General features: G+C 70.9%; 26 protein-coding genes and 4 pseudogenes. 17 read left to right on the forward strand and 13 right to left on the reverse strand.

Going from position 1 to position 26018, the window contains the following annotated elements; genetic code table 11:
- From C8E87_RS46505 to C8E87_RS34015, 4 genes and pseudogenes are all read right to left on the reverse strand, one after another.
- The gene (locus C8E87_RS46505; protein ID WP_275409122.1) at window positions 1–381 is read right to left on the reverse strand and encodes a type 2 periplasmic-binding domain-containing protein; all 381 of its coding nucleotides are present in this window, start codon (window positions 379–381) and stop codon (window positions 1–3) included.
- Window positions 382–467: 86 nt separating this feature from the next.
- Window positions 468–968, reverse strand: a pseudogene (locus C8E87_RS46510) (transporter substrate-binding domain-containing protein); the annotation flags it as partial.
- Between the two features lie 17 nt (window positions 969–985).
- A complete protein-coding gene (locus C8E87_RS34010; protein WP_133877535.1) occupies window positions 986–1702 on the reverse strand; it encodes an amino acid ABC transporter ATP-binding protein in 717 nt (238 codons plus the stop codon).
- A complete protein-coding gene (locus C8E87_RS34015; protein ID WP_239080457.1) occupies window positions 1699–2370 on the reverse strand; it encodes an amino acid ABC transporter permease in 672 nt (223 codons plus the stop codon). The genes C8E87_RS34010 and C8E87_RS34015 overlap by 4 nt, the downstream gene beginning before the upstream one ends.
- A gap of 380 nt (window positions 2371–2750) precedes the next feature.
- On the opposite strand from C8E87_RS34015, the gene C8E87_RS34020 reads away from it, so the two are divergent.
- The 8 genes and pseudogenes from C8E87_RS34020 to C8E87_RS46870 form a co-directional block, all read left to right on the forward strand.
- Complete coding sequence (locus tag C8E87_RS34020) at window positions 2751–4355, forward strand: ABC transporter substrate-binding protein (protein WP_133877536.1); 1605 nt, start codon at window positions 2751–2753, stop codon at window positions 4353–4355.
- Complete coding sequence (locus C8E87_RS34025) at window positions 4352–5422, forward strand: ABC transporter permease (RefSeq protein ID WP_133877537.1); 1071 nt, start codon at window positions 4352–4354, stop codon at window positions 5420–5422. Before C8E87_RS34020 ends, C8E87_RS34025 begins: the two co-directional genes overlap by 4 nt.
- 2 nt (window positions 5423–5424) lie before the next feature.
- Window positions 5425–6264: an ABC transporter permease gene (locus C8E87_RS34030; protein WP_133877538.1), complete on the forward strand. Its 840-nt coding sequence runs from the start codon at window positions 5425–5427 to the stop codon at window positions 6262–6264.
- A gap of 236 nt (window positions 6265–6500) precedes the next feature.
- Window positions 6501–8501: a dipeptide ABC transporter ATP-binding protein gene (locus C8E87_RS45945; protein WP_243755186.1), complete on the forward strand. Its 2001-nt coding sequence runs from the start codon at window positions 6501–6503 to the stop codon at window positions 8499–8501.
- Window positions 8498–9550 carry an LLM class flavin-dependent oxidoreductase gene (locus tag C8E87_RS34045; protein ID WP_133877539.1) on the forward strand — a complete coding sequence of 351 codons (1053 nt, stop codon included), beginning with the start codon at window positions 8498–8500 and terminating at the stop codon, window positions 9548–9550. Before C8E87_RS45945 ends, C8E87_RS34045 begins: the two co-directional genes overlap by 4 nt.
- A pseudogene (locus tag C8E87_RS46860) lies at window positions 9547–9873 on the forward strand (LLM class flavin-dependent oxidoreductase); the annotation flags it as partial. The gene C8E87_RS34045 and the pseudogene C8E87_RS46860, both read left to right, overlap by 4 nt.
- A gap of 206 nt (window positions 9874–10079) precedes the next feature.
- A pseudogene (locus tag C8E87_RS46865) lies at window positions 10080–10292 on the forward strand (hypothetical protein); the annotation flags it as partial.
- Between the two features lie 295 nt (window positions 10293–10587).
- Window positions 10588–11145: pseudogene (locus tag C8E87_RS46870) on the forward strand (LLM class flavin-dependent oxidoreductase); the annotation flags it as partial.
- Between the two features lie 229 nt (window positions 11146–11374).
- Here C8E87_RS46870 and C8E87_RS34065 read toward each other — a convergent pair.
- Window positions 11375–11941, reverse strand: a complete 567-nt coding sequence (locus C8E87_RS34065; RefSeq protein WP_133877540.1) for a hypothetical protein — start codon at window positions 11939–11941, stop codon at window positions 11375–11377.
- A gap of 57 nt (window positions 11942–11998) precedes the next feature.
- Here C8E87_RS34065 and C8E87_RS34070 point away from each other — a divergent pair, with 57 nt between their 5' ends.
- The gene (locus C8E87_RS34070; RefSeq protein ID WP_133877541.1) at window positions 11999–12706 is read left to right on the forward strand and encodes a hypothetical protein; all 708 of its coding nucleotides are present in this window, start codon (window positions 11999–12001) and stop codon (window positions 12704–12706) included.
- 51 nt (window positions 12707–12757) lie between these two features.
- Here C8E87_RS34070 and C8E87_RS34075 read toward each other — a convergent pair whose 3' ends face one another.
- Window positions 12758–13360, reverse strand: coding sequence for a hypothetical protein (locus C8E87_RS34075; protein ID WP_133877542.1), 603 nt, complete (start codon window positions 13358–13360; stop codon window positions 12758–12760).
- Between the two features lie 136 nt (window positions 13361–13496).
- On the opposite strand from C8E87_RS34075, the gene C8E87_RS34080 reads away from it, so the two are divergent.
- Window positions 13497–13703 carry a hypothetical protein gene (locus C8E87_RS34080; RefSeq protein ID WP_166661377.1) on the forward strand — a complete coding sequence of 69 codons (207 nt, stop codon included), beginning with the start codon at window positions 13497–13499 and terminating at the stop codon, window positions 13701–13703.
- 37 nt (window positions 13704–13740) lie between these two features.
- Here C8E87_RS34080 and C8E87_RS34085 read toward each other — a convergent pair whose 3' ends face one another.
- Window positions 13741–14499 (reverse strand): ABC transporter permease, encoded by a 759-nt coding sequence (locus tag C8E87_RS34085; RefSeq protein ID WP_133877543.1) that lies wholly within the window; start codon window positions 14497–14499, stop codon window positions 13741–13743.
- The gene (locus C8E87_RS34090) at window positions 14493–15194 is read right to left on the reverse strand and encodes an ABC transporter ATP-binding protein (RefSeq protein WP_133877544.1); all 702 of its coding nucleotides are present in this window, start codon (window positions 15192–15194) and stop codon (window positions 14493–14495) included. Before C8E87_RS34090 ends, C8E87_RS34085 begins: the two co-directional genes overlap by 7 nt.
- A gap of 100 nt (window positions 15195–15294) precedes the next feature.
- Between C8E87_RS34090 and C8E87_RS44725 the strand changes: the two genes are divergently transcribed.
- The 3 genes from C8E87_RS44725 to C8E87_RS34105 are packed head-to-tail and all read left to right on the forward strand — an operon-like array spanning window position 15295 to window position 17610.
- A complete protein-coding gene (locus C8E87_RS44725) occupies window positions 15295–16131 on the forward strand; it encodes a sensor histidine kinase (RefSeq protein ID WP_133877545.1) in 837 nt (278 codons plus the stop codon).
- A complete protein-coding gene (locus C8E87_RS34100) occupies window positions 16128–16835 on the forward strand; it encodes a response regulator (RefSeq protein WP_203720833.1) in 708 nt (235 codons plus the stop codon). The genes C8E87_RS44725 and C8E87_RS34100 overlap by 4 nt, the downstream gene beginning before the upstream one ends.
- Window positions 16801–17610 carry an SAM-dependent methyltransferase gene (locus C8E87_RS34105; protein ID WP_133879123.1) on the forward strand — a complete coding sequence of 270 codons (810 nt, stop codon included), beginning with the start codon at window positions 16801–16803 and terminating at the stop codon, window positions 17608–17610. Before C8E87_RS34100 ends, C8E87_RS34105 begins: the two co-directional genes overlap by 35 nt.
- A 161-nt stretch (window positions 17611–17771) precedes the next feature.
- Here the strand turns inward: C8E87_RS34105 and C8E87_RS34110 are convergent, their stop codons facing one another.
- On the reverse strand, window positions 17772–18323 hold the full coding sequence (locus tag C8E87_RS34110; protein WP_133877546.1) for a CGNR zinc finger domain-containing protein: 552 nt from the start codon (window positions 18321–18323) through the stop codon (window positions 17772–17774).
- A gap of 84 nt (window positions 18324–18407) precedes the next feature.
- On the opposite strand from C8E87_RS34110, the gene C8E87_RS34115 reads away from it, so the two are divergent.
- The 3 genes from C8E87_RS34115 to C8E87_RS34125 all read left to right on the forward strand — a co-directional run bounded on the left by C8E87_RS34115 (window position 18408) and on the right by C8E87_RS34125 (window position 21352).
- Window positions 18408–19433 (forward strand): EamA family transporter, encoded by a 1026-nt coding sequence (locus C8E87_RS34115; protein WP_133877547.1) that lies wholly within the window; start codon window positions 18408–18410, stop codon window positions 19431–19433.
- 114 nt (window positions 19434–19547) lie between these two features.
- On the forward strand, window positions 19548–20177 hold the full coding sequence (locus tag C8E87_RS34120) for a DedA family protein (RefSeq protein WP_133877548.1): 630 nt from the start codon (window positions 19548–19550) through the stop codon (window positions 20175–20177).
- A 149-nt stretch (window positions 20178–20326) separates the two neighbouring features.
- Complete coding sequence (locus C8E87_RS34125; RefSeq protein WP_133877549.1) at window positions 20327–21352, forward strand: chemotaxis protein CheB; 1026 nt, start codon at window positions 20327–20329, stop codon at window positions 21350–21352.
- 18 nt (window positions 21353–21370) lie between these two features.
- Here C8E87_RS34125 and C8E87_RS34130 read toward each other — a convergent pair whose 3' ends face one another.
- From C8E87_RS34130 to C8E87_RS34140, 3 genes are all read right to left on the reverse strand, one after another.
- Window positions 21371–21610 (reverse strand): hypothetical protein, encoded by a 240-nt coding sequence (locus C8E87_RS34130; RefSeq protein WP_133877550.1) that lies wholly within the window; start codon window positions 21608–21610, stop codon window positions 21371–21373.
- Between the two features lie 165 nt (window positions 21611–21775).
- On the reverse strand, window positions 21776–23527 hold the full coding sequence (locus tag C8E87_RS34135; RefSeq protein ID WP_133877551.1) for a potassium channel family protein: 1752 nt from the start codon (window positions 23525–23527) through the stop codon (window positions 21776–21778).
- A complete protein-coding gene (locus tag C8E87_RS34140; protein ID WP_133877552.1) occupies window positions 23528–23914 on the reverse strand; it encodes a DUF6394 family protein in 387 nt (128 codons plus the stop codon).
- 130 nt (window positions 23915–24044) lie between these two features.
- Here C8E87_RS34140 and C8E87_RS34145 point away from each other — a divergent pair, with 130 nt between their 5' ends.
- A complete protein-coding gene (locus C8E87_RS34145) occupies window positions 24045–24503 on the forward strand; it encodes a hypothetical protein (protein ID WP_133877553.1) in 459 nt (152 codons plus the stop codon).
- 9 nt (window positions 24504–24512) lie between these two features.
- Here C8E87_RS34145 and C8E87_RS34150 read toward each other — a convergent pair whose 3' ends face one another.
- A complete protein-coding gene (locus C8E87_RS34150) occupies window positions 24513–26018 on the reverse strand; it encodes a TLP1 C-terminal extension domain-containing protein (protein ID WP_133877554.1) in 1506 nt (501 codons plus the stop codon).

Raw genomic sequence — 26018 nt, forward strand, 5'->3', positions numbered from 1 at the left:
TTACTTCCCCTCGATGGGCAGGCCGGGCGGGTTGATCTCGGGCGCGCCGACGGCCTCGCCGGCCAGGTTCCAGCGGTCCAGGATCTTGGCGTAGTCGCCGGACCTGACCAGCTCGTCCAGGGCGGCCTTGTACGCCTCGACCAGGCCGTTGCCCTTCTTCGTGGTGAGCGCGATCTTGCCCTGCAGCGTCGCGCCCGCGCCCGAGTACGTGCCGACGATCTCGGTCTCGCCCGCCTTGGCCACGTGGTAGGCCGAGGTCGGGTTCGGGCCCAGGTACAGGTCGATCTGCCCCGATCCCAGCGCCAGATAGGTGGCCTGGTTGGTTTGGTAATACTTGATGTCGACCTTGGGAGGCCCTGCTCGACGGCCTCCTCGCTCCACTCGACCAGGATCTTTTCCTGGTTGGTGCCGGAGCCCACGGCGACCTTCTTGCCGGCCACGTCGGCGGGCCCGGTCACCTTGAGCCCGCTGCCCTTCTTGGCCTCGAAGGCGAGCTGGTCCTTGCGGTAGGTGGCGAAGTCGTACTTCTGCTTGCGTTCCTCGGTGACGGTGATGTTGGAGGCGCCGACGTCGAACTTGCCGCTGTCGAGGCCGATGAACAGGTTCTCCCAGCTGGTGTTCTGCAGGTCGGCTTTGAGCCCGAGGATCCCGGCGACCGCCACGCCGATGTCGGGTTCGCTGCCGATCAGGGTCTTGTTGTCGGTGGCCGTGAACGCGAGTGGCGCGAACCCGGAGCCGGCCGCGCCCACGCCGATGGTCAGCGTGCCCTTCTGCCGGATCGCCTCGGGCAGCAGAGCGGCCACGGCGTCCACCTTGGCCGGCACGATCCGCTGCTGGTCCGGGCCGTCGTTGATGGTGACGGCGGCGGCCTGTTCGACCTGGGCGACCGCGGGTTTCTCGTCCGGCGCGGCGCAGGCGGCCAGTCCCGCGAGCGCGGCGATCAAGAGCACTGCTGAGGGCGTACGCATGGAGGGGTTTGCTCCTTCTAGACGAGAACTTTGGACAGGAAAGCGCGAGTGCGTTCGTGCTGGGGGCGGTCGAGGACCGCGGAGGGCGGACCCTGCTCGACCACCCGGCCGCCGTCGAGGAAGACGATGGTGTCGGCCACCTCACGGGCGAAGCCGATCTCGTGGGTGACGACGACCATGGTGGTGCCGGCGCGCGCCAGGTCGCGCATGACGTCGAGCACCTCGCCGACCAACTCGGGGTCGAGGGCCGAGGTGGGCTCGTCGAACAGGATCAGCTTGGGGTCGCGGGCCAGTGCGCGGGCGATGGCGACCCGCTGCTGCTGGCCGCCGGAGAGCTGCCGCGGATAGCTGGCGGCCTTCTCGGCCAGGCCCACCTTCTCCAGCAGCTCGATGCCGCCGCCCGCCTCGCGGACGTTCTGCAGCGCGGTCATGTGCGGGAACAGGTTGAACGTCTGGAACACGAACCCGATGCGGGCGCGCTGCTTGAGGATGTGGCGCTCGCTGAGCTCGTACAGCTTGTTGCCGGCCCGCCGGTAGCCGATCAGCTCGCCGTCGACCCGCACGCGCCCCCGGTCGACCTTCTCGAGGTGGTTGACGCAGCGCAGCAGCGTCGACTTGCCCGACCCGGAGGGCCCGATGATCACCGTGACGCTGCCGGCCGGGACGGACAGCGTGACGTCGTGCAGCACCTCGAGCGTGCCGAAGGACTTGTGCACACCGCTGAGCTCGATCATCGGACGTACCCCCGGGAGTAGCGGCGCTCGACGTGGTGCTGCAGGACCGACAGGGCGGCGGTCAGGATCACGTACCAGACGGTGGCCACCAGCAGCAGCGGCACGACCCGGCCGTTGCGCCCGTAGATGACCTGCACCTGGTAGAAGAGCTCGCCGATGGCCAGCACGTACACCACCGAGGTGCTCTTGAGCAGGTTGACCAGCTCGTTGGCGGCGTTGGGCAGGATCGCGCGCATGGCTTGGGGGAGCAGGATGCGGCGGAACTGGCGCAGCCGCGGGATGCCCAGGGCGGCCGCCGCCTCCAGCTGCCGGGAGTCGACCGACAGGATGCCCGCCCGGACGATCTCGGCGGCGTACGCGGCCTCGTGCAGCGCCAGGCCCAGCAGCGCCGCGCCGAACGCGCTGACCAGGCTGGACGTCTCGAAGTGGAGGAACCCGGGGCCGAACGGGACGCCGATCTGCAGCCGGTCGTAGAGGTAGCCGAGATTGGCCCAGAAGAGAAGCTGCACGAGCAGGGGCACCGAGCGGAAGACCCAAATGAACGTCCAGCTCACCGCGGAGAGCACCGGGTTCTTCGAGAGCCGCATCGGTGCCAGCACGATGCCGCCCGCGAAGCCGAGCACGGCGCCCGCGAACGTCAGCTCCAGCGTGATGAGCAGCGCCTCCATCACGGACTTCTCGAAGAAAGTATCCGAAGAACGTGGGCCAGTCCCAACCCGGGTTGGTGACCAGGCCGTGCAGGAACTGGGCCACCACGACCAGCACCGCGGCGGCGGCGAGCCAGCGCCAGGGATGCCGGGCCGGCACCACCACGAGGTCGTCGGGTGGGGGAGGTTGATCACTCGGGCGGCGGGCCGCGCGAGCCGAGGACAGGAGACTCACGAAGGTCCTTCCGGCGACGGCTGTTGCGGATGACGCTAGGGCGGCCTCCTAAAACCCTAAACACCTATGGGAAGTATATGTTTTACGGTCTTGTGAACGACAGTGCCCCTTGCTTAATTCCTAGTTTAGCCATAGGAATAGGGGAGTCGTTTCACTGGAGGTGGAGATGCGTCGCCGTTCCCTGCTCATCGCCGTCGTGGCAACCGCGCTGGCCGCGGGCTGCTCCGGCAGCGGTGGCACCGACTCCGCCGCCGCCGGCGAGCCGGTCTCCGGAGGCTCCCTGACCTGGGGCATCGAGACCGAGCCGATCACGCTCAACCCGCACCAGTACGCGCAGGCCAAGGCCCGGCTGCTGGTCTGGAACAACTTCGAGGCGCTGCTCACCCACGACGACAAGGGCGGATACGTGCCCTGGCTGGCCGAGAGCTACGAGGTGTCACCCGACGGCCTGACCTACACCGTCGAACTGCGCGACAACGTGACGTTCAGCGACGGCGTCAAACTCGACGCGGCCGCGGTCAAGGCCAACGTGGACCAGCTGCTCGCCGACGGCTACGCGCCACAGGTGGCCGCCGTACAGCTGAAGAACCTGAAATCCGTCGACGTGGCCGGCCCGCTCACCGTGAAGTACACGCTGAGCGCCCCCGACGTGCTGATCCTCGACTTCCTGTCGTCGCCGCAGGGCGCGGTCGTCTCGCCCAGGTCGCTCAAGGAAGCGGCCAACCTCAAGGCGGGCGGCCCGGATCTGGCGGGAACCGGGCCGTTCATCCTCGACCGGTACACCCCGGGCCAGGAACTGCACTACAAGCGCAACCCGTCGTACCGGGACCGCCCCGCCTACCTCGACGAGGTCACCTACCGCTTCCTCAAGGAGTCCTCCGTACGGGTCGGGGCGCTCACTTCCGGGCAGGTGCAGGTCATCGAGGGCGTGCCGGCCACCGACCAGGCGCAGATCACCGGGAACCCGGCGCTGACGCTGAGCAAGGGGCTCAACTCGGGCTCCGCCTACTCGTACTACTTCAACGTCGGCCACGCGCCGTTCGACGACATCCGGGTCCGGCAGGCGTTCCGCGACGCGATCGACATCGACGCGGTGCTCAAGGGCGTCTACCGCGGCACCGCGACCCGGGCCTGGAGCGTGATCGGGCCGACCAGCCCGCTCTACGACAAGTCGCTCGAAGGCACATACGGCAACAACCCCGAACGGGCCAACGCCACCCTGGACGCGGCCGGCTGGACCCAGCGCGACGCCGACGGTTTCCGGGTCAAGAACGGCAAGCGATTGACCGTACGGCTGGTGCAGTCGGCGCCGTTCGTCCGTGACCGCCGCGAGATCCTCGCGCAGGCCGTGCAGGCCGCGGTCAAACAGTCCGCCGGGATCGACCTGCACGTCTCGGTGGTCGACCAGGGCACGGCGACGGCGGCCCTGGAGAAGGGGGAGTACGAGGTCTTCGACAACTCCCGGGCCGACACCGACGCCGGGGCGGCGCTGAACCTGCTGCTCGCCTCGACCGGCGCAATCAACCGCCTCGGCATCAGCGACAAGAAGGTCGACGACCTGCTGGCCCGGGGGCAGGCTTCCGGTGATCCGGCTACCCGCGCCGGCATCTACCGGCAGCTGCAGCAGAACGTGATCATCGACCAGGCCCTGATCCAGCCGCTCTACGCGCCGGCCGACCAGATCGCGGCGTCGGCGAAGGTCGGCGGGCTGGGCTTCGAGCCGACCGCGGGCGTGCCGGCGAGCGCCTACAACGTCTGGCTGAGCAAATGATCGTGCTCCGCCGCCTCTTCACCGGGCTGGTGGTGCTCTGGGCCGCCGCGACCGCCGCCTACCTGGCGCTGATCGCGGCCCCCGGCTCCACGGTGGACAGCATCGTCGGCGACGGTGCTGACACCCCGCTGATCCGCGCCCAGATCATCCACGAGTGGGGACTCGACCGGCCCGCGATCGTGCAGTACCTGGACTACCTGTGGCGGGCCGCGCAGGGTGACCTCGGGCGTTCCTACCTGCTGCAACGGCCCGTACGCGACGTCATCGCCGACCAGATCGGGCCGACGCTGAGCCTGGCCGTGGCGGCGGCCGCGCTCGGCGTGGTGCTGGCTCTCGTGCTGGCCGTGACCACCCGGCAGCCGTGGGCCCGGCGGGTCAGCTCCACCGCCGAACTGGTGCTGGTGTCCACGCCGCCCTTCCTCATCGGCATCGTGCTGCTGAGCGTGTTCTCGTTCCGGCTCGGCTGGTTCCCGGTCAGCGGCGGTGACGGGCTCGCCTCATTGGTGCTGCCCGCGGTCACCCTGGCGCTGCCCGTGGCCGGCGTGCTGACCCAGGTGCTGCGCGACGGGATCGACCGGGCTCTGGACGAACCGTTCGCGGTGACCGCCCGGGCCCGGGGCCTGGAGGAGCGGGCCGTGCTCGTGCGCCACGCTTTGCGCCACGCCTTGTTGCCGGTCGTCACGCTGGTCGGCTGGCTCTTCGGTGTGCTGCTGGGCGGCGCGGTCATCATCGAAACCGTCTTCGGCCGGCCGGGTCTGGGCCAGGTGACGCTGGCGGCGGTGAACAGCGCTGACATGCCGGTGGTGCTGGCCGTGGTGGTGTTCTCGGCCTTTGTCTACGTCGTCATCAACACCCTGGCCGACCTCGCCTACCTGGTCATCGACCCCCGCCTGCGCCCGGCCACGGCTTCCGCGGCGGTGGCTTCGTCCCCGTCTTCCGGCTCGGCCGTGGCTTCGTCCCCGTCTTCCGGCTCGGCCGCGGGTTCGTCCCCGTCCTCCGGCTCGGCCGCGGGTTCTTCTCCGCCTTCTGGCTCGGCCTTGCGGTCGTCGCCGTCTTCCGGAGCGTAGACATGGCCGTTGCCCTCGATCGTCCGTTGTCCGCGCGCCTGCCGCGTTCCTCCGCCGTGCCCGTCGCGGCCGGTTTCCTCGCCCTGGCCCTCGCCGCCGCCGTGGTGCCCGGCCTGTTCGCCGGTGATCCTCTGGTGGCCGACCCGCTGCACGTCCTCGAGGCGCCCAGCGCTGCCCACTGGTTCGGCACCGACCAGCTCGGCCGCGACGTCTTCGACCGCGTCGTCCACGGCGCCCGCCACTCCCTGCTCATCGGCGTCGTGGCCACCCTCATCGCGGTGACCGCCGGCCTGGTGCTGGGCCTGCTGGCCGGCCTGTCCCCCAGGTACGCCGACGAGGCACTGAGCCGCTCGTTCGACGCGCTCTCGGCCTTCCCGCTGCTGCTGCTCGCCTTGCTGTTCGTAGCCGTCGCCGGCCCCGGCACCGTCGGCCTGGTCGTCGCGATCGGCATTGCCACGATGCCCACCTACGCACGCGTGGTGAGAACCCAGACCTTCGTCGTACGCCAGAAAGACTATGTAACCCAGGCTGTGGCCTTCGGCGATTCCCGTACGCGGTTGGTCCTGCGCCACGTGCTGCCCAACGTCCTCGGTCCCGTCCCCGTCCTCGCCGTGATCGGCCTGGGCGAGGCGATCCTCGCCGCCGCCGGACTCAGCTTCCTCGGCATGGGACCACAACCGCCGTCCCCCGAGTGGGGCGCGATGCTCTCCGAGAGCCGCGGCTACCTCTCCGTCGCCTGGTGGACCGCCGTGCTGCCCGGCGTGGTCGTCACCCTGCTGGTCATCTCGCTGACCGTCGTGGGTCGTCACCTGCAGCGCCGCTTCGAAGGAAGGCCGTCATGACAGAGTCGAGGACGCACACCCGCGACCCCCACGCCCCGCTCCAGCGACCGTCTTGGTCCTCGGCTGCATCGCCGTCGGCCTCGTCGCCCTCTCGCGCCCCGGCCGAGTCGGCGCCTCCCACCGACGAGTCCTCCGCGTCGTTGCCCGAGTCGCCCACGTCCGCAGGCGAAGCGCCCCTTCCGCTTGCCGGCGCGAGTGCTCCATCGGCTTCGCCGCGCGGTGGCCTGCTCGTCTCCGTGCGCGACCTGCACGTGACGTTCCCGCATCGCCGGGGCGACGTCCACGCCGTACGCGGAATCGACCTCGACATCCACCGCGGCGAGTGCGTCGCCATCGTGGGCGAGTCCGGCTCGGGCAAGAGCGTCACCGCCCGCACGCTCGTCGGACTGGCCGGCCCGAACGCCCGCATCAGCAGCACCCGGTTCAAGGTCGACGGCCGCTCCGGACCGTTCGAATGGCGCACCCTGCGCGGGGGCTTCGCCGGGCTCGTGCTGCAGGACGCTTTGGTCTCGCTCGACCCTCTGCGCACGGTCGGCGCGGAGATCAGCGAGGTCTTGCGCGTCCACAACATCGGCAAGCGCCACGACCGTGCACAACGGGTGCGTTCGCTGCTGGAAGCCGTGCACGTCCCCGAGCCCGGCCGCCGCGCCCGCCAGCACCCGCACCAGCTCTCGGGCGGTCTCCGTCAGCGCGCGCTGATCGCCTCGGCCCTGGCCGCCGGCCCACCCCTGCTGATCGCCGACGAACCCACCACGGCCCTCGACGTCACGGTCCAGGCCCAGATCCTCGACCTGCTGGCCGAACGCCACACCGCCGGCGAAACCCTCCTGCTGATCAGCCACGACCTGGCCGTGGTCTCCCGCCTGGCTGACCGCGTCCTCGTCATGAAGAACGGCCGCGTCGTCGAGTCGGGCGACACCAGGACGCTGCTGACCGCGCCCAGTCACCCCTACACCCAGCAGCTGCTGACCGCAGTCCCCTCCGCCGCCTCCCGCGGCCGCCGCCTCTCCCACCCGTCCTCCACAGCCACCCCGCCACCGCCCCCGCCATCCACAGCCACCCCGCCCCCGCCATCCACAGCCACTCCCAGCGTGTCGCGGTCATCCACAGCCTCTCCGCACCCCTCCCGATCCACGCCGTCGTTGTCCACAGCTGCCTCGGGTTTGTCGTCGTCATCCACAACCTCACCGCCCCTATCCCGGCCCGCACCGCCCTTGTCCACAGCTGCGGACGGTGTGTCGTCCTTGTCCACAGCTGCGGACGGTGTGTCGTCCTTGTCCACAGCTGCGGACGGTGTGTCGTCCTTGTCCACAGCTGCGGACGGTGTGTCGTCCTTGTCCACAGCTGCGGACGGTGTGTCGTCCTTGTCCACAGCTGCGGACGGTGTGTCGTCCTTGTCCACAGCTGCGGACGGTGTGTCGTCCTTGTCCACAGCTGCCGACGGCGTGTCGCCGCCGTCCACAGCTGCCCCGGGCGTGTCGCGGTTGTCCACAGGCGAGGTCGGCGTTGTTGTCGAGGCTGTGGGGCTGCGTAAGCGCTACAGCTCGCACACCGTCGTCGACGGGGTCGACCTCACCGTTCGCCGGGGCGAGATCGTCGGGCTGGTCGGGGAATCGGGGTCCGGGAAGACCACGGTCGCCCAGCTGCTGTTCGGGCTGACCGCGCCCACGTCCGGCTCCGTGGCGTTCGAGGGCGCGCCATGGACCGGGCTCTCGGAGCGGCGGCGCCGTCCGTGGCGCCGCCGCCTCCAGCTCGTCTCGCAGGACCCACTCTCCGCCTTCGACCCCCGCTGGACGGTCGAACGCATCGTCCGGGAAGCGCTGCCAAAGCCGGAGCCGGTGCTGCCGTTGCTCGAACGCGTCGGTCTCAGCGCCGACGTCCTCGAGCGCTACCCGCGGCAGCTCTCCGGTGGACAGCGGCAACGTGTCGCCATCGCGAGGGCGCTCGCCCCGCGGCCCAGCCTGATCATCTGCGACGAACCGGTCTCCGCGCTCGACGTCTCCGTACAGGCTCAAGTCCTTGACCTTCTCGCCGAAATCCGCGATACCGACGGCACGGCTCTGCTGTTCATCTCGCACGACCTCGGCGTCGTCCACCACCTCGCCGACCGGGTGCTGGTCATGCGGGACGGCGCCGTGGTCGAGCAGGGCCCGGTCGACGACGTCTTCCACCACCCGCAGCACGAGTACACCCGCGCGCTCATCGCCGCGGTGCCGACGCTGGAGGTGTCGCGATGAAGTTCCTGCTCATCACTCTGATCGCGGAGCGGGACGCGCACCGGCCGGCCCGCGAGCGCCTGCGCGAGGTGGTCGCCAACGCGGTGCTGGCCGAGGAGCTCGGCTTCGACGGTTTCGGGGTGGGGGAGCGGCACGAACGCCCGTTCTTCTCGTCGTCACCTCCGGTCGTGCTCAGCCACATCGCCGCCCGCACCGAGCGGATCCGGCTGTTCACCGCGGTGACCACGCTCAGCCTGCTCGACCCCGTACGGGCATTTGAGGACTACTCGACGCTCGACAATCTCTCCGACGGCCGCCTCGAGCTGATCATCGGAAAGGGCAACGGCGCCGCCCAGGCCAAGCTGTTCCACGTCACCGCCGAGGACCAGTGGGACCGCAATCGCGAGAGCTACGAGCTGTTCCGCCGTCTGTGGCGCGAGCCGAAGGTCACGTGGGAGGGCCGCTTCCGTCCCTCGCTGACCGACGCCGAGACCTGGCCCCGCCCCCTGCAGCAGCCGATCCGGGTGTGGCACGGCAGCGCCACCAGCCGCGAGTCGGTCGACCTGGCCGCGCGCTTCGGTGACCCGCTGTTCTCGGCCAACGTCACCAACCCCATCGAGCCGTACGCGGAACTCATCCGCCACTACCGCGAACGGTGGGCGCATTACGGGCACGACCCCGCCGACGCCCTCGTGGGAGCGGGAAGCGCCGGCTTCTACGTCGCCCGCACCTCGCAGGAGGCGATCGAGACTTACCGGCCGATCTACGACGCCCGGCTCGCGCTGTTCCGTCAGGTCGGCGTGGAACCCGTCTTCCCCACCCTGGAGGACGCGATCGAGCGCAGCTCCATCCTGGTCGGCAGCCCTCAGCAGATCATCGACAAGGTGCACCGCTATCACGCCGAGTTCGGTCACGAGGTCATGCACCTGCACGCCGACGGGGACGGCCTGACCGACAAACAGCACCGTCAGACGCTCGAACTGTTCCAGTCCGAGGTCGCCCCGGTGCTGCGCCGCGAGATCCCGAGCCGCCCGTTCCCCACCATCAGCCCTCTGGGAGGACCCTCATGACCGTGCCGCTCTCGATCCTCGACCTGGCGCCCTTGGTCTCCGGCGGCACGGTCGGCGACGCCCTTCGCCGTACGCTGGACCTGGCCCGCAAGGCCGAACAGTTCGGCTACCACCGGTACTGGGTGGCCGAGCACCACTTGACGCCCGGTGTCGCCAGCTCGCAGCCGGCCCTGCTGCTGGGCCAGATCGCCGCGGTGACCGAGCGTATCCGCCTCGGCTCGGGTGCCCTGCAGACGGGGTTCCTGACGCCGCTGGCGGCCCTCGAACAGTTCGGGCTGCTGGACGCGCTGTATCCGGGCCGCTTCGACCTGGGCCTGGGCCGCTCCGCCCAACGCCGCTCCGCAACCCTGTCCGCGGCCTCCGTCACGCCCGCTTCGGTCACTCCCGCTTCGGTCACTCCCGCTTCGGTCACTCCCGCTTCGGTCACTCCCGCTTCGGTCACTCCCGCTTCGGTCACTCCCGCTTCGGTCACTCCCGCTTCGGTCACTCCCGCTTCGGTCACTCCCGCTTCGGTCACGCCCGCTTCCGTCACTCCCGCTTCCGTCACGCCCGCTTCCGCTACGCCTGCCTCCGTCACGCCCGCTTCCGTCACTCCCGCTGCGTCGGATACGGCTGCTGCGCGTGTCGCCGTGTCCGGATCGCCCGCGCCCGCCGCGCCCGCCGCGCCCGCCGCGCCCGTCACTCCCGCTGCGTCGGATACGGCTGCTGCGCGTGTCGCCGTGCCCGGATCGCTCGCGCCTGACACGCCCGCCCGGCCCGGCTCCGCCGCGCTGGACACGGCTGCCGCTCGTGTCGCGGTGCCCGAATCGCCCGCTTCCGCCGCGCCCGTTGCCGATCCGGTCGGCCCCGGCGGATCCTCCGAGGCGCGAGTCGTCGACGGCTTGGTCATCCCCAAGCACTTCGACTTCACGCCGTTGGCCACCTCGACGCGGGCGGCGCTGTTCGGCAAGCTCCTCACGCAACCCCACGCCGAACCGCTCGACCTCGACCAGGTGGTCGACGACCTGCAGACCCTGATCGCGGGTCCCTTCGTCGATGAGTTCGGCAACGAGGCTCACGCCGTACCGGGGGAAGGGTCTGATCTTGAACTGTGGATTTTGGGGAGCAGCGGTGGCGAGAGCGCCCGCGTCGCCGGGGCCCGGGGTCTGCCGTTCGCCGCGAACTATCACGTCGCCCCGGCCAAGGTCCTCGAGGCGGTGGAGGCGTACCGGGCTGCTTTCCGCCCCTCGAAGACCCTGTCGGCGCCGCACGTGATGGTCAGCGCCGACGTTGTCGTGGCCGAGGACGACGACACAGCCAAGGAGCTTGCGATCCCGTACGCCCTCTGGGTGCGCAGCATCCGCAGCGGCGGCGGCGCCATCCCGTTCCCGAGCGTCGAGGAGTCCCTGGCCCACCAGTGGACCGACGAGGACCGTGATCTCGTCGCCGACCGGCTCGACACGCATTTCGTGGGCTCACCACAGACCGTGGCCGAGCGCCTGGAGACGTTGCGCCGTGTGACGGCCGCCGACGAACTGCTCGTCACCACCATCACGCACGATCACGCCGACCGGGTCCGGTCGTTCGAGCTGCTGGCCAAGGAGTGGATCGCCTGAAGCGCCGGCCCCCGTCGGGCAGGGCGACGGGGGCCGCCGAGTCAGATCCCCCGCAGCGAGAAGGACACGGGGCCGGGTTGCTGCTGCTCGCGACCCGAGGAACCCGAGGAACCCGAGGAACCCGAGGAACCCGAGGAACCCGAACGACGCCGACGCGTCCGGCGCCGTTCCCCGACGCGTTGGTGACCTCGGTCCGGCCGTCCGACGTGGCCGCCGGCCCGTGCCAGAGCTACGAGTCGGCCAGGTCGGTGAGTGTGTTGTCGATCGCCACGGTCAGGTCCGGAGCGTGATCATTGGTGCGGACGGCCTTGAGCGCGGTGATGGCGGCCGGGGCCAGGCTGCGGTCGTAGAACGCCAGGACGTCCAGCAGGTCGACGCACGAATGAAGTTCGGCCGTCGGCGAGGAGTCCGACCGGAGCACCGCGAGGTAGTGCGGGAAACCGGTGGCCACGGCCCGGCGGATCTCGGCGACGTCGACCGTGCCGATCTGTTCGTGGGCCGGGCCGCTGATCTCGGCGGAGGCGATCAGGGACAGAACGTCGAGCGCGGCGGCGTGGCCGGCCGGTGTCATCTCGGGAAGGGCGGCGACGATGACCGTTGCGACCGGGGCGCAGCCCTCGCAGGGGCCGGCCTCCGACAGCAGAATCCGCTCGATCCAGGCGCCGAAGTGGGCGGCCTCACGGTCGTCGGCCGCTGTGGCCAGCCCCCGCAGGGCGCCCGGCACCATCTCGGCATACCCGAGGTACGTTCGTACGCGCGGCCAGTCGAACCGGGCGATCTCCTCGTCGACACTCACCCGACGACTCTCGCACGCAGGGCCCGATGCCGCAGTCATCGCAGTCGAGGGGGCCGGTTGACCAGGGAACTCGACCGCCCGGGCGATCTCGGCGGTGGTGACGGCCGGGCCGAGCTCGGTCTTCCGCGAGGCTTCCGGCCGGTCGGCGAACCGGAAGTGGTGCTCGCGTTCCTCCGCGGCGAACTCGACTCGCCCCGTTTCGGCGAACGCGTGCGGACCGGCCTGGCCGAGGCCGCGTCGGCAGCTGAGCCTGGCGGCGGCCGAGGTGGTTTGCACCTTGTGCGCTGCCCCGACCTGACCTCCGCCGAGGAGAACCGGGCCCGCGAACGTGCCCTGGCCACAGCCCGCGGTTGGCGTGCCGAGGGGTTGTTCGAGGGCTTCCCCGACCGGGTCGACTGGTTTCACGGATCCCTGCCGCCCGACGCCCTCGCCCGGGTGCTGTTCATCGACTACTCCTACTGGAACGAGCTTTCCGGCGGTTCCCGACGACCCGCCGACGTCCGCGCCACGCTCGAATCGGGCGCCCTGCCCGGATGGGTGACCGAGATCGGCACGGACTGGTGCTTCGAGCTGGCCGCCCGGCTCGCCACCACGCCAACCGTCGACGACCTCATCGTGATGGCGACCCCCTCACTGGACAAGATGGTCCTGCTGGAAGGACACGCCCGGCTGTCCGCCGTCTTCGTCGGAGGTCACGACCGCCGCCTCACCGTGAACGCCTACGTCGGACTGTCACCCGCCGTAACGCAGTGGCCCTGCTTCTGACGAGCCTCGCCGTCACCTGGCGCCGAGACCGCGGCCGGGTTGCACAGTTGGCTACGCACCGCGATGTCGGAACGTCACGGCTGCGACAGCAGTGAGGGTCAGGGGCCATACCAGGGCGGCGACCGCGCCTCGCGACGGCTCCAGCAATCCGGTGTCGGGCAGCCACGGCGCCAAGGCCGGATTGGCGGCCCGCGCCAGCGGACACAAAACCAGGTAAGTGGACAGCGACACGCCCGTCGCGGCCAGGGCGTTGCGGAACACCGTTGCGGCTGCGGCGCCGAACAGGGCCACACCGGCAAGGTAGATCGGCAGCCAAAGACGTATCGGCGCTGGTGGGGCCAGAGCGATCGGCAGGGCCACCAGGACGGAGGCCGCGACGACGGCCGTGGCCTTCGCGGTGACCAGCCGATATCGCCGCGGAGAGGCCAGCAGCGTGGCCCGGATCTGGCCGCCCGCCTCGTATTCCTGGGCCATGGCCAGCACGCCGAGGATCAGGAACCCGGCCTGCGTCCACCGCAACGCCGTAGCGACGGGGTCACCGGTCGGTGCGCCACGGTGGGCGGCGATGGCCAGCAGAGCAGTAGCACCCCACGTCAGCACGGCCGTCCACCGCAGCGACGGCAGAGTCGCCAGCTTCACCAACTCGGCGCGCACGACAGAGGCACAGCCAGCGAGACGGCGTTCAGCGAGACCGCGCCCTGCTAGACCGCGGCTCGCGGCACCGCGTCCCGCAACCGACCGACGTTCAGGAACGTTTCGCGCGAAGGCATCGCTGGCAGCGGAGCGCCCGATGGACGTGGGTGTGGCGGGGGTGTGCGCGACCGGGGTGGGTGTGGCGGGGGTGGGTGTGGCGGGGGTGTGCACGGCGGGGGTGTGCGCGACCGGGGTGGGTGTGGCGGGGGTGTGCGCGGTGGGGGTGGGCACGGCAGGGGTGGGCGAGACAGAGGTGGGCGAGGCAGGGCCGTCCGCGGTGGGGGTGGACGCGGCAGGGGTGTGAGCGGCAGAGATGTGTGGGTCCGGGGCCGGCGGGACGGTCATGCGGCACGCCGGTGGAAGACGAAGAGGGCGACGGCCAGCAGGGCCGCGACCCAGGTGGTCATCACGAGGCCGGCCGTCAGGGGTGGGATCGTCACGGCGTCGGGGTGGGAGCGGAGGAACATGTGGGCGCCGACGATGTCGGGCAGGTAGGCGGCCAGCGGGGTCAGTTTGGTCAGCAGGTAGGACACGGAGACGACCGCGCTGTTCGCGATGAACAGTGTCAGCGTGATGATGCCGTTCCGGAAGATCAGCGTGATCGCGTAGGCCAGGAGGGCCAGCAGGACCCAGTAGAGGACGGCTGCCCCCACCCGCACCGGCGAGAACGGCGGGGCCAGGCCGGGCATGACCAACCCGGTCAGCCACACCGTCGCGGCGGCTGTCAGGGTGCCCTGCGCGGCCACCACGAGCGTGAGCGCTACTCCCTTGGCGGCCAGCAGACGGTGGCGCGACGGCATGGCCAGCAGCGTCGAGGTCATCTGGCGGGCGCCGGGGGCGTCGTCGCCCGTGGACGTGTATTCGCTGCTCACCGTGACCACGCCGAGGATCAGGGCGCCCAGCAGGCCGATGCCCAGGTTGTGGTAGCCGAGGTCGGCCGTGTCCAGCAGCCGGCCGGCGTCGGCCTGGCGGCGCAGCGCGGGCGCGTTCACGAAGACCAGCGCGGGCGCGGCGATCAAACCGAGCACCAGGCCCACCCAGGCGGTCGGCAGGCCCAGCAGTTTTCGCAGCTCGGCCCCGATCATGTGACGGCTCACCACGCGGCCTCGCCCGGCGCCGCGGTCAGGGAGATGAACGCGTCCTCCAGGGTGTCGTGGCCGGCGCTGACCTCGGCCACCGTGCCCCGGGCGACCACCCGGCCCCGGTCGATGACCACCAGGTCGTCGGCGGTGGAGGCGAGCTCGGTCATCAGGTGGCTGGAGAGCAGCACCGTGCGGCCATCGTCGGCGCACCGGCGCAGGAACGAGCGCATCCAGCGGATGCCCGCCGGGTCGAGCCCGTTGACCGGCTCGTCGAGCACCAGCACCGGCGGGTCGCCGAGCAGCGCCGAGGCCAGCCCCAGGCGGCGGCCCATGCCCAGCGAGAACCGACCGGCCCGTTTGCCCGCCTCGTCGGCCAGCCCGACGACGGCCAGCACCTCGTCGACCCGGGAACGGGGCAGCCCGTTGCTCGCGGCCATCCAGCGCAGATGCGCTCGCGCCGAGCGGGAACGGTGAGCGCCGCTGCCGTCGAGCAGTGCCCCGACGACGGTGAGCGGGCGCGGCCACGACGCGTACGGCCGATCGCGGATCAACGCCGTGCCGCTCGACGGGCGATCGAGGCCGAGAAGGATGCGAACCGTCGAGGTCTTGCCCGCCCCGTTGGGGCCCAGGAAACCTGTCACGCGCCCCGGCCTGGCCTCGAAGGACACGTCATGCAGGATGCCCGGGCGGCTCACCGCGTCGATCGAAATCATGCGAGGAGTCAACCGGACGCGGCGGCCGGACGCGTCGAACCACGGGTCCATCTTTTCGCCGCCCGATCTCAGACCCTGGTTGGAGAACTACAGTCGCGGCATGAGCTCGAGCCGCCGTCCCGAGTGGCGTTCCCAGGCCGTCCCGGTGCTGTTCGCGGTGGCCGTGGTGGCCGTCATGGCGATGGTGACCGGCGGCGCCGAGGGCACCGCGGCGACGGTCGTGCCGTTCGTCTTCGTCGGGGGAGCGGTGACCGCCGCGGTCTGGGCGGTGCGGCGGTGGCGGGCCGACCGCCGTGCCTACGAGCAGCGCCTCACCGAGTGGGCGGTCGTCGAGGAGCGCCTCAAGATCGCGCGCGACCTGCACGACATCGTCTCGCACGGCCTGGGCCTGATCACCGTACGGGCCGCCTCGACCCGCCATCTCGAGAAGCCGGCCGAGGTGCAGAGCGCGTTGACCGATATCGAACAGGTGAGCCGCGCCGCGACGGCCGAGCTCCGGCGCATGCTCACCGTGTTGCGCGACAATTCCGACACAGTCCCGAAAAATCCGGTCGAGGACCTGGACGCCCTGCCGGCGATCGTGCGCACCGCCGAGCAGACCGGGCTGCGAGCGGAACTGACCGTGTCCGACCTGGGGGCGGTGTCACCCGGAGTGCAACAGGCCATCTGCCAGACCGTACGGGAAGCCTTGACCAACACGGCCCGTCATGCCGGTCCCACCGACGTCCGGGTGGTGGTCCGCCGTGACGAGGAGGCCATCGTCATCACCGTCGCCGACGCCGGCCCGGTCCCCGGCTGGCACCGGGCTCCCGGAGCCGGGCACGGGCTGGTCGGCCTGCGCGAACGCATCACGATGCTCGGCGGCACCCTGGCCGTCCGGCCGAAGGACGGCGGGTTCCAGCTCGCCGCCCGCATCCCGGACGAGGCCGCGGCGTGACCCCCGTACGGGTGCTCCTCGCCGACGACCAGCCGCTGCTCCGGCACAGCCTGGCCATGATCATCGACAAGGAGCCCGACCTGCGGGTGGTGGGGCACGCCGGCAACGGGGCGGAGGCCGAGCAGCGGGCGCGGGAGACCCGTCCTGACGTGATCCTGATGGACGTCCGCATGCCCCGCGTCGACGGCCTCGAGGCCACCCGCCGGATCTGCCGCGATCCCGCCCTCGACCTTACGCGTGTGCTGGTCCTCAGCATGTTCGAGCTGGACGAATACGTGCACGAGGCTCTGCGCGCCGGCGCCTCGGGTTTCCTGCTCAAGGACGCCCACCCCGAGGAACTGCTCGACGCCGTCCGCCGCACGCACCGGGGTGAGTCGCTGTTCGCGCCGTCCATCCTGACCCGGCTCGTCGACCACTTCGTGTCCGCGGCCGGCATCACCGGGGATCGCCCCGCGCTGCGCGGCCTGACCGTACGTGAGGTCGATGTGCTCACGCTGGTCGGCGGAGGGCTGTCCAACGACGAGATCGCGGCCGCCCTGGTGATCTCGGTCAAGACCGTGAAGACCCACCTCACCCACCTGCTGGCCAAGCTGCGCGCGCGGGACAGGGCGCAGCTGGTCATCGCCGCGTACGATTCCGGGCTGGTCCGGCCCCGGCTTGCACCGCCGACTGTCCAGCCGCGACACTGTCGCGGTGACCGATGATCTGGCGGCGAAACTGAACGTCGAAGTGCCCCACAGCGCCCGGGTGTGGAATTACTGGCTCGGCGGGAAAGACAATTTCGCGGTCGATCGGGCGGTCGGCGACCAGGTCAAAGCCGTGTTCCCGGAAATCGTCGACGCGGCCCGCCAGACCCGCGCTTTCCTCGGCCGGGCGGTCACCTTCCTCGCCGCCGATCAGGGCATTCGCCAATTCCTCGACGTCGGCACGGGCCTGCCGACCGCCGACAACACCCACGAGGTCGCGCAGCGTGTCGCCCCCGACGCCAGAATCGTCTACGTCGACAACGACCCGCTCGTGCTCAGCCACGCCCGCGCCCTGCTGACCAGCACCGCAGAGGGCGTCACGACGTACATCGACAAGGACCTGAAAGACGCCAAGGCCGTGATCGAGGAAGCCCGGCGCACCCTCGATTTCACCCAGCCGATCGCGCTGATGATGCTCGGCGTCATGGGTCACGTCGAAAGCTCCGACGAGGTGCGGGCCATCGTGCGGGGACTGGTCGCCGAACTGCCTTCCGGCAGCTTCCTGACCATGTCCGACGGCACCGCCACGAGCGAGCGCGTCATCGAATCGCACCGCCAGTACAACGAGAGCGGCGCGGTGCCCTATCACCTGCGCTCGGTCGCCGATTTCACCTCGTTCTTCGACGGCCTCGAGCTGGTCGAGCCCGGCGTCGTCCCCATTCCCGAATGGCGTCCCGCCGCCGGCACGACAATCGTCGTCGACGGTTACGCCGGCGTCGCCCGCAAGCCGTGACAACACCGCAGACGTACGCCTCGTCGGGGCGACAGAAGCAGTGGGGCAGAACCCCGCCTCCGGCGGCTGCCGCACGCGTTCCGGGTGGTGGGCCGAGGCCGTAGCGCGTGCTGCGGCCGTGCTGCAACGACAGCCGCAAGAACGTCGGGCGACCGGACAGGCTAAGAGCCCGCCTTGCGTTCCCGGAACGCGATCATGTTCATCCGGTTGCCGCAACGCACCGAGCAGAACCGTTTCGAGCCGTTGCGCGACAGGTCGAGCACCAGCCCGTCGCAGTCGTCGGCCGCGCAGATCCGCAGCCGGCCCATCTCGTTCATGCGGATAACGTCGGTGAACGCCAGCCCGACCTCGGCCCGGATGCGCTCGGCCAGCGGCGCGTCCGGCGAGGTCGCGTGCATGTGCCAGTCGAGCTGGTCGTGGCGGGTGAGGAAGGGCAGCGCCTTCGCCTCGCGCAGCATGCGGTTCACGACGTCGACCGCCTCGTCGCGTTCCAAGACCCAGACCGACCGCAACAACGTACGGGTGTCGCGTACCTCCCGCAGCTCCGCCTCGTCGTGGTCGATGCGGCCCGTGTAGGTCCACTTGGTCAGCAGCTCGGACAGCTGGGCGGGCGTGGACAGCTCGTCCTCGCCGCTGCGGGAGCTGCCCGGCTCGGTGTTGCCCAGGGCCACCACGAAATTCAGCGACTCTTCGGTGTCAGGGGCAAAAAGCAATTTGACTCCTCACTGAGGGCGGCCTAGCGTCAGGGTCATAGAGCAACTTAGACCATGACGACGACATAGTCCGGAGGCAGCGACATGAAGCTCGCACCCAAGCACGTCGGCCTGATCGCGATGATTCTGTCGGCGATCTCGTTCGGCACCTCCGGCGCGTTCATCAAGCCGCTGCTCGAGGCCGGCTGGTCCCCGGCTGCCGCCGTCACCGTACGCGCCCTGACCGGCAGTGTCGTACTGCTCCCGTTCGTGGTGTTCGCGCTGCGCGGCCGCTGGTCGGCCCTGTGGCGCGGCCGCCGCCGGGTCCTCGGCATGGGGGTCATCGCCGTCGCGTTCACCCAGTTCACCTACTTCGCCGCGATCTCGCGGATCCCGGTCTCGACGGCCCTGCTGATCGAATACCTCGCGCCGCTGCTGCTGGTCCTCTGGGCCTGGGCCACCACTCGCCGCCTGCCCCGGCCCACCGTCCTGCTCGGCTCGGTGCTCGCTGTCGCCGGGCTCGTGCTCGTCATCGGTCCCGGCGCGTTGCAGGCCGTCGACCCGCTCGGGCTGCTGCTCGCGTTCGCCGCCGCGATCGGCTGCGCCGTCTACTTCGTCGTCGCGGCCCGCCCCGCAGACGGCCTTCCGCCCGTGGCGCTGGCCGGTTCCGGCCTGCTGCTCGGTGGTCTCGTGCTCGGCCTGGTCGGATTGACCGGGGTCATGCCGTTCGAGACGGTCGGCGGCACGGTCCCGATGCTCGGGGCCACCGCACCCTGGTGGGTTCCGCTCGGCGTCGTCGCGATCGCGGGCACGGCCATCGCGTACGCGACGGGGATCGCCGGATCGTCGCGGCTGGGCTCGCGCCTGGCATCGTTCCTGGGCCTGCTCGAGGTCGTCTTCGCCTCGATCTTCGCCTGGCTGGTCGTGGGCGAGTCGCTGACCGTCCTGCAGATGCTCGGCGGCGCCCTGATCCTGGCCGGCATCGCTTCGATCCCTGGCGAACAACCCGCAGCGGCAGCCTCCGACCAGCCCGCGGACACGGTGGCCGACCGGCCCGCGGACACGGTGGCTGACCAGCCCGCTGACGCATCGGCGGACACGGGCCCCCTTCCTGCGATGACCACTGGCTGAGACCCGCCCGCACGAAGCGCTGACGACCCCGACGGTTCAGCCCTGAGCTTTCTCGGGGTGATCTAGGGGTAGTGCCCGGATGACCGGCGGGCGCGGGACCGGCAGGCTGGTTCCGTGCTCGCCGAACTGATGAACGCCGCCACCGCCTTCGTCGACTGGCTGTCCACGCTTGACCGGTGGACGGTCCTCCTCTTCACGTTCCTGTCCGCCGCCGTCGAGATGACGTTCCTGGCCGGTCTGCTCGTGCCGGGCGAGTCCGTGGTCATGCTGGCGGGCTCGCTGCCCGACGGTCCCGCCGGCTTCGTCGCCGTGCTGGCGGTCGGCACCGCCGGCGCCCTGGCGGGGCAGATGTGCGGGTACGCGGTGGGTCGTGTGTTCGGCCCGCGTCTGCGCGGCACCCGGCTGGGCCGCCGGATCGGGGCCGAGCGCTTCGACCGGGCCGAGGCCTACCTGCGCGACCGCGGCGCTCCGGCGCTCGTGGCGGTGCGGTTCGTCGCGGTGGTGCACGCGGTCGTGCCGATCGTGGCCGGTGTCGTGCGTATGCCGTTCGGCCGCTTCGTCCTCTGGTCGGGCCTGGGCACGGCCCTGTGGGTGGGCGCCTTCGCCGGCGTCGGGCTGATCACGGCGGGTGCCGACGCGACGGGTGGTCTCGGGCTCGTCCTGACCGCCGTCGGCGCGACCTGCCTGGGCGTCGTCCCGTTCCTGGCCCGCCGCCTGCGCCGCGCGGCCCCCGTCCCCGCCTGAGCCGGAACGCGACGCCCGCCGCCTGCCCCGCGCGGCCACCCATGCCCGTGTGAGCCGGAACGCGACGCCCGCCGCCTGCCCCGCGCGGCCACCCATGCCCGTGTGAGCCGCAACGCGACGCCCGCCGACGTCCGTTTAGGGCGCCGCAGATGGGGGAGTCCCTTCTGATGATGGGCGAACCGGTCCGGCGGCGTGACCTCGTGGTGCTCGGCGGCTCGGCCGGAGCTGTCGAGGTGCTGCGCGAGATGGTCGCCGCGCTGCCGGCCGATCTGCCCGCGGCCGTGCTGGTCGTGCTGCACCTTCCGGCGCGGAGCGAGAGCAACCTGGCGGCGATCCTCAACCGCGGCGGGCCGTTGCCGGCGGTGACGGCCGAGCACGGCATGCCGTTGAGCCCGGGCCGGATCCTGGTCGGCGTGCCCGCCCGGCACCTGCTCGTCCGGGACGGGCGGGTGCTGCTCAGCGACGCCCCGAAGCAGAACCGCGCCCGCCCCTCGGTCGATGCGCTCTTCCGCAGTGCCGCGCGGTGGCAAGGCAACCGTACGGTGGCCGCCGTCCTGTCGGGCAACCTGGACGACGGCGCCGTCGGGCTGGCCGCCGTGGACGCGGCGGGCGGGGCCTGCGTCGTGCAGGACCCGGACGACGCGCGGGCGCCGAGCATGCCACGCGCGGCGCTCGCCGTCGTCCCGCACGCCGCGACGATGCCCGCCGGCGAGATCGGTCCCGGCATCGCCAAGCTCGTGACCGAGAGCATCGCGCCGGGCGCGGTGAGCCCCAGCCCGGACCTGATCGCGGAGACCGACATGGCCGAGAGCTACAGCTCGATTCCCGCCGCCGATCAGCCTGGCCGTCCGGTCGCGTTGAGCTGCCCCGACTGCTCCGGCGGCATGAACGTCGTCGAGAGCGGAGCGGCGGTCCACTTCACCTGCCACATCGGGCACATCTGGTCGCCGTTGAGCCTGCTCGCCGCGCAGCGCGACAAGATCGAGGAGGGGTTGTGGACGGCGTTGAGCATCCTCGAGGAGCAGGCGCGCGTCTACGACGACCTGGCCGAGCGGCACGGCGGCAGGCTGGCCGGCGGGGTCAGCGGGAGTCACCAGCGGGCGGCGGCCGAGGAGATCCGCGGTGCGGCCGAGGTGATCCGCAAACACTTCCCGGACATCGTGCTCGGCAACTGAGCAGGAGCACGACAGGCCTCAGGGTCGGCGGATCATGGGCAGGCGTGAGGCCCGTACGGTCGCCCGTCGCGGCCCGACCACCTGGCCCTGGTCGCTCACCTCGACGCCCTCCACCTCATACCAGAGGTCGCCGTCGTGCTGCAGCGGCGTGCCGGCCAGCACACGGTCGATGCGGATCCGCAGCGGGCCGGTGCCGTAGCGGTAGTCCTCCTCGGCAAAAGTCCTGATGGCGCCCGGAGGTTTGTCGTCGATGGTCATCTCACCTCGCCGGGCCGGGGCCCCTCGGACGAGGGGCAGTCAATGAGGACGATGGCGTCCATCCTGCGCTGTACCTTGCATCTGCACAAGGGCATCTGCACGTGCACGTGCGCTTGCACGCGGATATTCGCCCGGTTGGTCAGGAAGGTCCACCCGACGGTCGGGTCAGTCCGACGATGTGGGTATCCGGCCGGTCACGCGCTGTGCGACCCAGCCCGCGGGAACGTGGCGTCCGGTGAGGACGTACTCGGCCACCACCCGGTTCGTCATGGTGTCGAGCAGCGCGCGCGGCGTGTAACCGCGGCCGACCAGCAGCAACTGATCCCCGGTCGTCACGGTCACGTCGTCGTCCGGGCGCAGCACCGTACGGCCGTCGCGCAGCAGCATCAGGGGTACGGCGTCCAGCCGTTCCGCCCGGTCGCTGGGGGAACGGAGAAGATCGCCGAGCGCGATGCCGGCGCTCAGCCAGGGCCGCAGCCCGGGCGCCTCCCGCTCGGTCAGGTTGACTTTCCACACGGGTCCGAGCCGCATGCCGCAGTACGCCTGCATCCGGTCCAGCGTGTCGGCCGCCCACCGTTCGCCCAGTTCGGACATCTCCTGCAGGAACCGCCACAGCAGCGGCGTGCTCAGCCGGGCGTAGATCTCCCGGGCCGCCATCTCGCTCGGCACCAGCAGCCAGTCGATCTCCAAGGCGGCGAACAGGGGTGCGCTGACCGGCCGGTTCTGCCTCGCGCCGATGAACAGCGCCGGGTTCTCCTTGCGGGCCGCCGCCACCAGCGACAGGTTCGTGGCGTCGTTGTCGGTGCCCGCGACGAACCCGGCCGCGGTGGCCAGGTCGGCCTCGGCCAGCACGGACGGCACGGACGCGTCCCCCTCGATCATGGTCAGCCCGGGCTCGGCGCCGGGGCGCAGGTCGATCACGGTGACCCCGAGGTCGGCGGCGCGCAGGTCGGCGGTGAGCTTGCGCCCGAACCGCCCGAACCCGCACACCACCCAGCGTCCCGTCGCCGGCGGGCGGCTCGGCGACGGCATCTCCGCGCCCTCGCCTCTGACCAGCCACGACATCAACAGGTACGCCGAGGGCGCGTGCAGGGCGAGGCGCAGGTGATCCCCGTACCGGTCGAACGGGTTGACCACGGTCGGCGAACCGAACGCGCGCATCCGGTGCTCGATCGCGGGTGACACCGTACGGGCGATCACCGGCAGCCCCGGCCGGATCAGCGCGGCCGTCATGGCCACCACCAGGTTGGTCTCGTCGTTGTCGGTCAGCGCGACCACGCCCTCGCACGCCGGGTGCTCGAGTCCGGCGACACCCAGCGTGTGCGGGTTGGCGGCGTCGGCGACCAGGCCGGGCACGTCGGAGTTGTACTGGTCGATGTCGAGCGTGTCGACGTGCTCGGGGAGGTTGTCGACCACCACCATGCGCCGGCCCATCGCGTCGAGGGCGTGCCCGAGCAGCTGACCGGTCTGACCGTAGCCCACGACCAGCAGGAACGGCTCGCGCATGCGCTTGACCGTGCCGGTGAAACGGCGCAGGGACAGCGCCTCCCGGAACGCCCGGTCGCGCAGGGCCGCCAGCAACGAACCGATCGCGTACGCCCAGCCGATCACGGTGAGATAGATGGTGGCCGTCACCCACAGTCGCTGCGCGCCGGTGAACGGGTGCGGGATCTCCCCGTACCCGATGGTCGTGGCCGTGTAGCTCATGAAGTAGAACGCGTCGAAGAACCCCATGTGCACCGGGTTGCCGGCGTCGTCCTGCCCGGGGATCAGGGTCAGGCCGAACACGCTGATCGCGAAGATGAGGATGAGCACGATCAGCGGCGCGCGCATCCGCCGCAGCACCAGGAACACGGTCGAGGAGCTCTCGGCGGGGCGGGCGATCCTCGTACGGCGGTAGGGACCTGGCTTTTCCATCTAGCGGCGACGGAACGTGGTCGTCTCGATCACCAGCAGCGCGACCGACACGAGGTTGGCGAGCAGGGCGCCACCGGAGAGCGATACCACGCTGGCCGTGTTCTCCGGGGTCATGCCCGCGCTCGAGATCTGCGTGGCGTAAACCCAGGTCAGGGTCGCCGCGATCAGCTGCAGATCGGCCACCAGGCTGGTCGCGAGGTGCACCGCGCCGATCTGCGTGCGGTCGCCGAACTTCAGCACGGTGGTGATCAGGTTGACCACCACGGCCGCGAACAGCTCGTACTCGTTGTGCAGGGCCGGATCGGAGAGGTCCCCGTAGAAGAAGCCGAAGTTGAGTGTCGCGGCCAGCAGCACGAAGAACCCGAAGATCACCTTTTCCAGACTCACGCGCTCACCTCGGCACACACGCTAATGCAGCCGGGCCCGCCCCGCCCGCCGGATCGCCGCTCTTTGTCCCCGGCCGGTCGGAGGAATCGAGTTTGATCTTGGTGGGGGTCTCCGGATAGTGTTCTGCGCCGTGAACCGAACCCGAGTTGCCTCCGCCGTGCTGATCGGCGTTTCCTTCCTGTCCCTCGCCGCCTGCGGCAGCGACGAAACCCCCACCCCCGCCGCGCCGGCCCCCGCCGCCACCACCGCTGCGGCCGCCGCGGCGCCGTCCGACGAGGCCATCTGCACGGAGCTGGACAAGGTCGCCAAGGCCATGAGCAAGGACCTGGTCGCCATGCTCGCCGCCGGTGAGCCGAAGCCCGCCGAGGCCAAGAAGGTCCTCACCGACGTCGTCGCCGGACTGACCAAGGCGGCCGGCAGCAGCGACACCGAGGTGGGCGCGGCCACCAAGGAACTCATCGCCCGCTCGTCCGCGGCGGCTGCCGCAGCCGACCCGATGACGGCGATCGAGCAGGACGCCCAGTGGGAGAAGGCCGGCACGGACATCAATGCCGCGTGCCAGAAGGCCGGCGTGACGATCAAGTTCTGACCGGAGCGGTCAGGTGACGACGTTTCCGTCCGGCGTGGATCGGACGGAAACGCGCTCGCCGATCGGTTCGCCCTCGGTGAGCAGGTCGAGAATCGCGTTGGAGCGGGCCACGAAACGGCGGCCGTCGTCGAGGCGGCCCAGCACGATTCCTTCCCTTTCGCCGCCGCGCACATGCTTGACCGCGTACGTCTCCACCACCCCTTCGCCGTCGGTGGCGACTGCCTCCTCCGGCGCGGGAACGGCGTCCAGATCGGCCTGGATCCGTGCGCTGTCCGACGGCTTCCACCCGTACGGGGTCGTGGTGTAAACGCCGGTGGAATGCTTGCTCATGATGCCGCCGTTGGCGCCGACGAAACCGTAACCGCCCGGTTCCGCCCGGACCCGGCGCACCACCGAGGCGATCGCGTGCATCGAGTAGTTGTTGCCCGGCCCGCCGAAGAACGGCAGCCCACCGGTGACGGTCAGCCCTCGGGGATCGTCCGTCGCCACCCCCAGCGCCTCGGCCACGATGAACACCGGCGCGGCGTAACAGCTGTAAAGGTCGAGCGCGGACAGTTCCCCGGCGTCGATTCCGGCCACCTCGAGCGCATGCTGCGCGGCCCGGCGAGCGGCCGGCGAATCGCCGTAGTCGGCCCTTTCCGCCATCGCGCGCTCGTTCAGGTCGGCGTGCCCGGCGAGGTGAACCCACTTCTCTTCCCGTACGCCGTGACGCCGCGCCGCCTCGGCCGACATCAGCACGACCGCCGCGCCCTGATTCACCTTGTCGCGCGCCACCACATACCGCGTGTACGGGTCGGCGATCGGCCGGTTCGTCTCGGTCGGGGTCATCAGTGCGGCGGCGTCGCGGAAAATCGGCGCGGCCGCGTGCGGATTCGCCGCCGCCACCGCCGTGAACGGTTCGAAAAGCCGCCCGATGGCCGACGCGTACTCGGCCCGCGACATTTTCAGACGGGCCCGCCGCGCGTTGTCGATGAGCGAATACTGCGACGGGGTGTCGGAAAGGCCGTGCGCGACGTGGTGCATCGACACGATCCCGTCGAGCCCGGAACCGCGCGCCTCCAACGACCCGCCGGGGCTCTCGGAGAAGTCGGGCCGGTCGTCACGCCGCGCGTAGTAGCCGATCGTCGAGATCGCCTCGGCGCCGAACAGCAGCACCACATCGGCGTCACCGGCCGCGATGGCCGCCGCGAACTCGTTGACCAGGCGCTGCGGGGCCTGCCCGCCGCCGGTCTCGAGCACCGCCCGCCGCGGGTCGGCCCCGAGACGGCCGGCGACCGAGCGTGGATAGTTGTCCGACGCGCCGAGCAGGGGAGTGGCCCACGGCAGCGAGATCTCGAACTGCGGCACACCCGCCACCGTGTCGACGGTGGACGCCTTGACGCCGGCGTCGGCCAGCGCCTCACGGGCGGCGTCGGCGGCCAGGTCGACGGGCGAACGCCGGCGATACCCCGGCTCGCCCAGGCGTTCACTGACCTCACCCACTCCGACCAGCACGGGCGTACGGGGGGAAGGCAT

This window comes from Paractinoplanes brasiliensis (assembly GCF_004362215.1).
GTDB classification, from domain to species: Bacteria; Actinomycetota; Actinomycetes; order Mycobacteriales; family Micromonosporaceae; genus Actinoplanes; species Actinoplanes brasiliensis.

Bases quoted from the DNA above. Each gene is read 5' to 3' on its own strand.
- C8E87_RS34010 (WP_133877535.1), bottom strand. From the start codon at position 1,702: ATGATCGAGCTCAGCGGTGTGCACAAGTCCTTCGGCACGCTCGAGGTG.
- C8E87_RS34015 (WP_239080457.1), bottom strand. From the start codon at position 2,370: ATGGAGGCGCTGCTCATCACGCTGGAGCTGACGTTCGCGGGCGCCGTG.
- C8E87_RS34020 (WP_133877536.1), top strand. From the start codon at position 2,751: ATGCGTCGCCGTTCCCTGCTCATCGCCGTCGTGGCAACCGCGCTGGCC.
- C8E87_RS34025 (WP_133877537.1), top strand. From the start codon at position 4,352: ATGATCGTGCTCCGCCGCCTCTTCACCGGGCTGGTGGTGCTCTGGGCC.
- C8E87_RS34030 (WP_133877538.1), top strand. From the start codon at position 5,425: ATGGCCGTTGCCCTCGATCGTCCGTTGTCCGCGCGCCTGCCGCGTTCC.
- C8E87_RS34045 (WP_133877539.1), top strand. From the start codon at position 8,498: ATGAAGTTCCTGCTCATCACTCTGATCGCGGAGCGGGACGCGCACCGG.
- C8E87_RS34080 (WP_166661377.1), top strand. From the start codon at position 13,497: ATGGACGTGGGTGTGGCGGGGGTGTGCGCGACCGGGGTGGGTGTGGCG.
- C8E87_RS34090 (WP_133877544.1), bottom strand. From the start codon at position 15,194: ATGATTTCGATCGACGCGGTGAGCCGCCCGGGCATCCTGCATGACGTG.
- C8E87_RS44725 (WP_133877545.1), top strand. From the start codon at position 15,295: ATGAGCTCGAGCCGCCGTCCCGAGTGGCGTTCCCAGGCCGTCCCGGTG.
- C8E87_RS34115 (WP_133877547.1), top strand. From the start codon at position 18,408: ATGAAGCTCGCACCCAAGCACGTCGGCCTGATCGCGATGATTCTGTCG.
- C8E87_RS34125 (WP_133877549.1), top strand. From the start codon at position 20,327: ATGGGGGAGTCCCTTCTGATGATGGGCGAACCGGTCCGGCGGCGTGAC.
- C8E87_RS34130 (WP_133877550.1), bottom strand. From the start codon at position 21,610: ATGACCATCGACGACAAACCTCCGGGCGCCATCAGGACTTTTGCCGAG.
- C8E87_RS34135 (WP_133877551.1), bottom strand. From the start codon at position 23,527: ATGGAAAAGCCAGGTCCCTACCGCCGTACGAGGATCGCCCGCCCCGCC.
- C8E87_RS34150 (WP_133877554.1), bottom strand. From the start codon at position 26,018: ATGCCTTCCCCCCGTACGCCCGTGCTGGTCGGAGTGGGTGAGGTCAGT.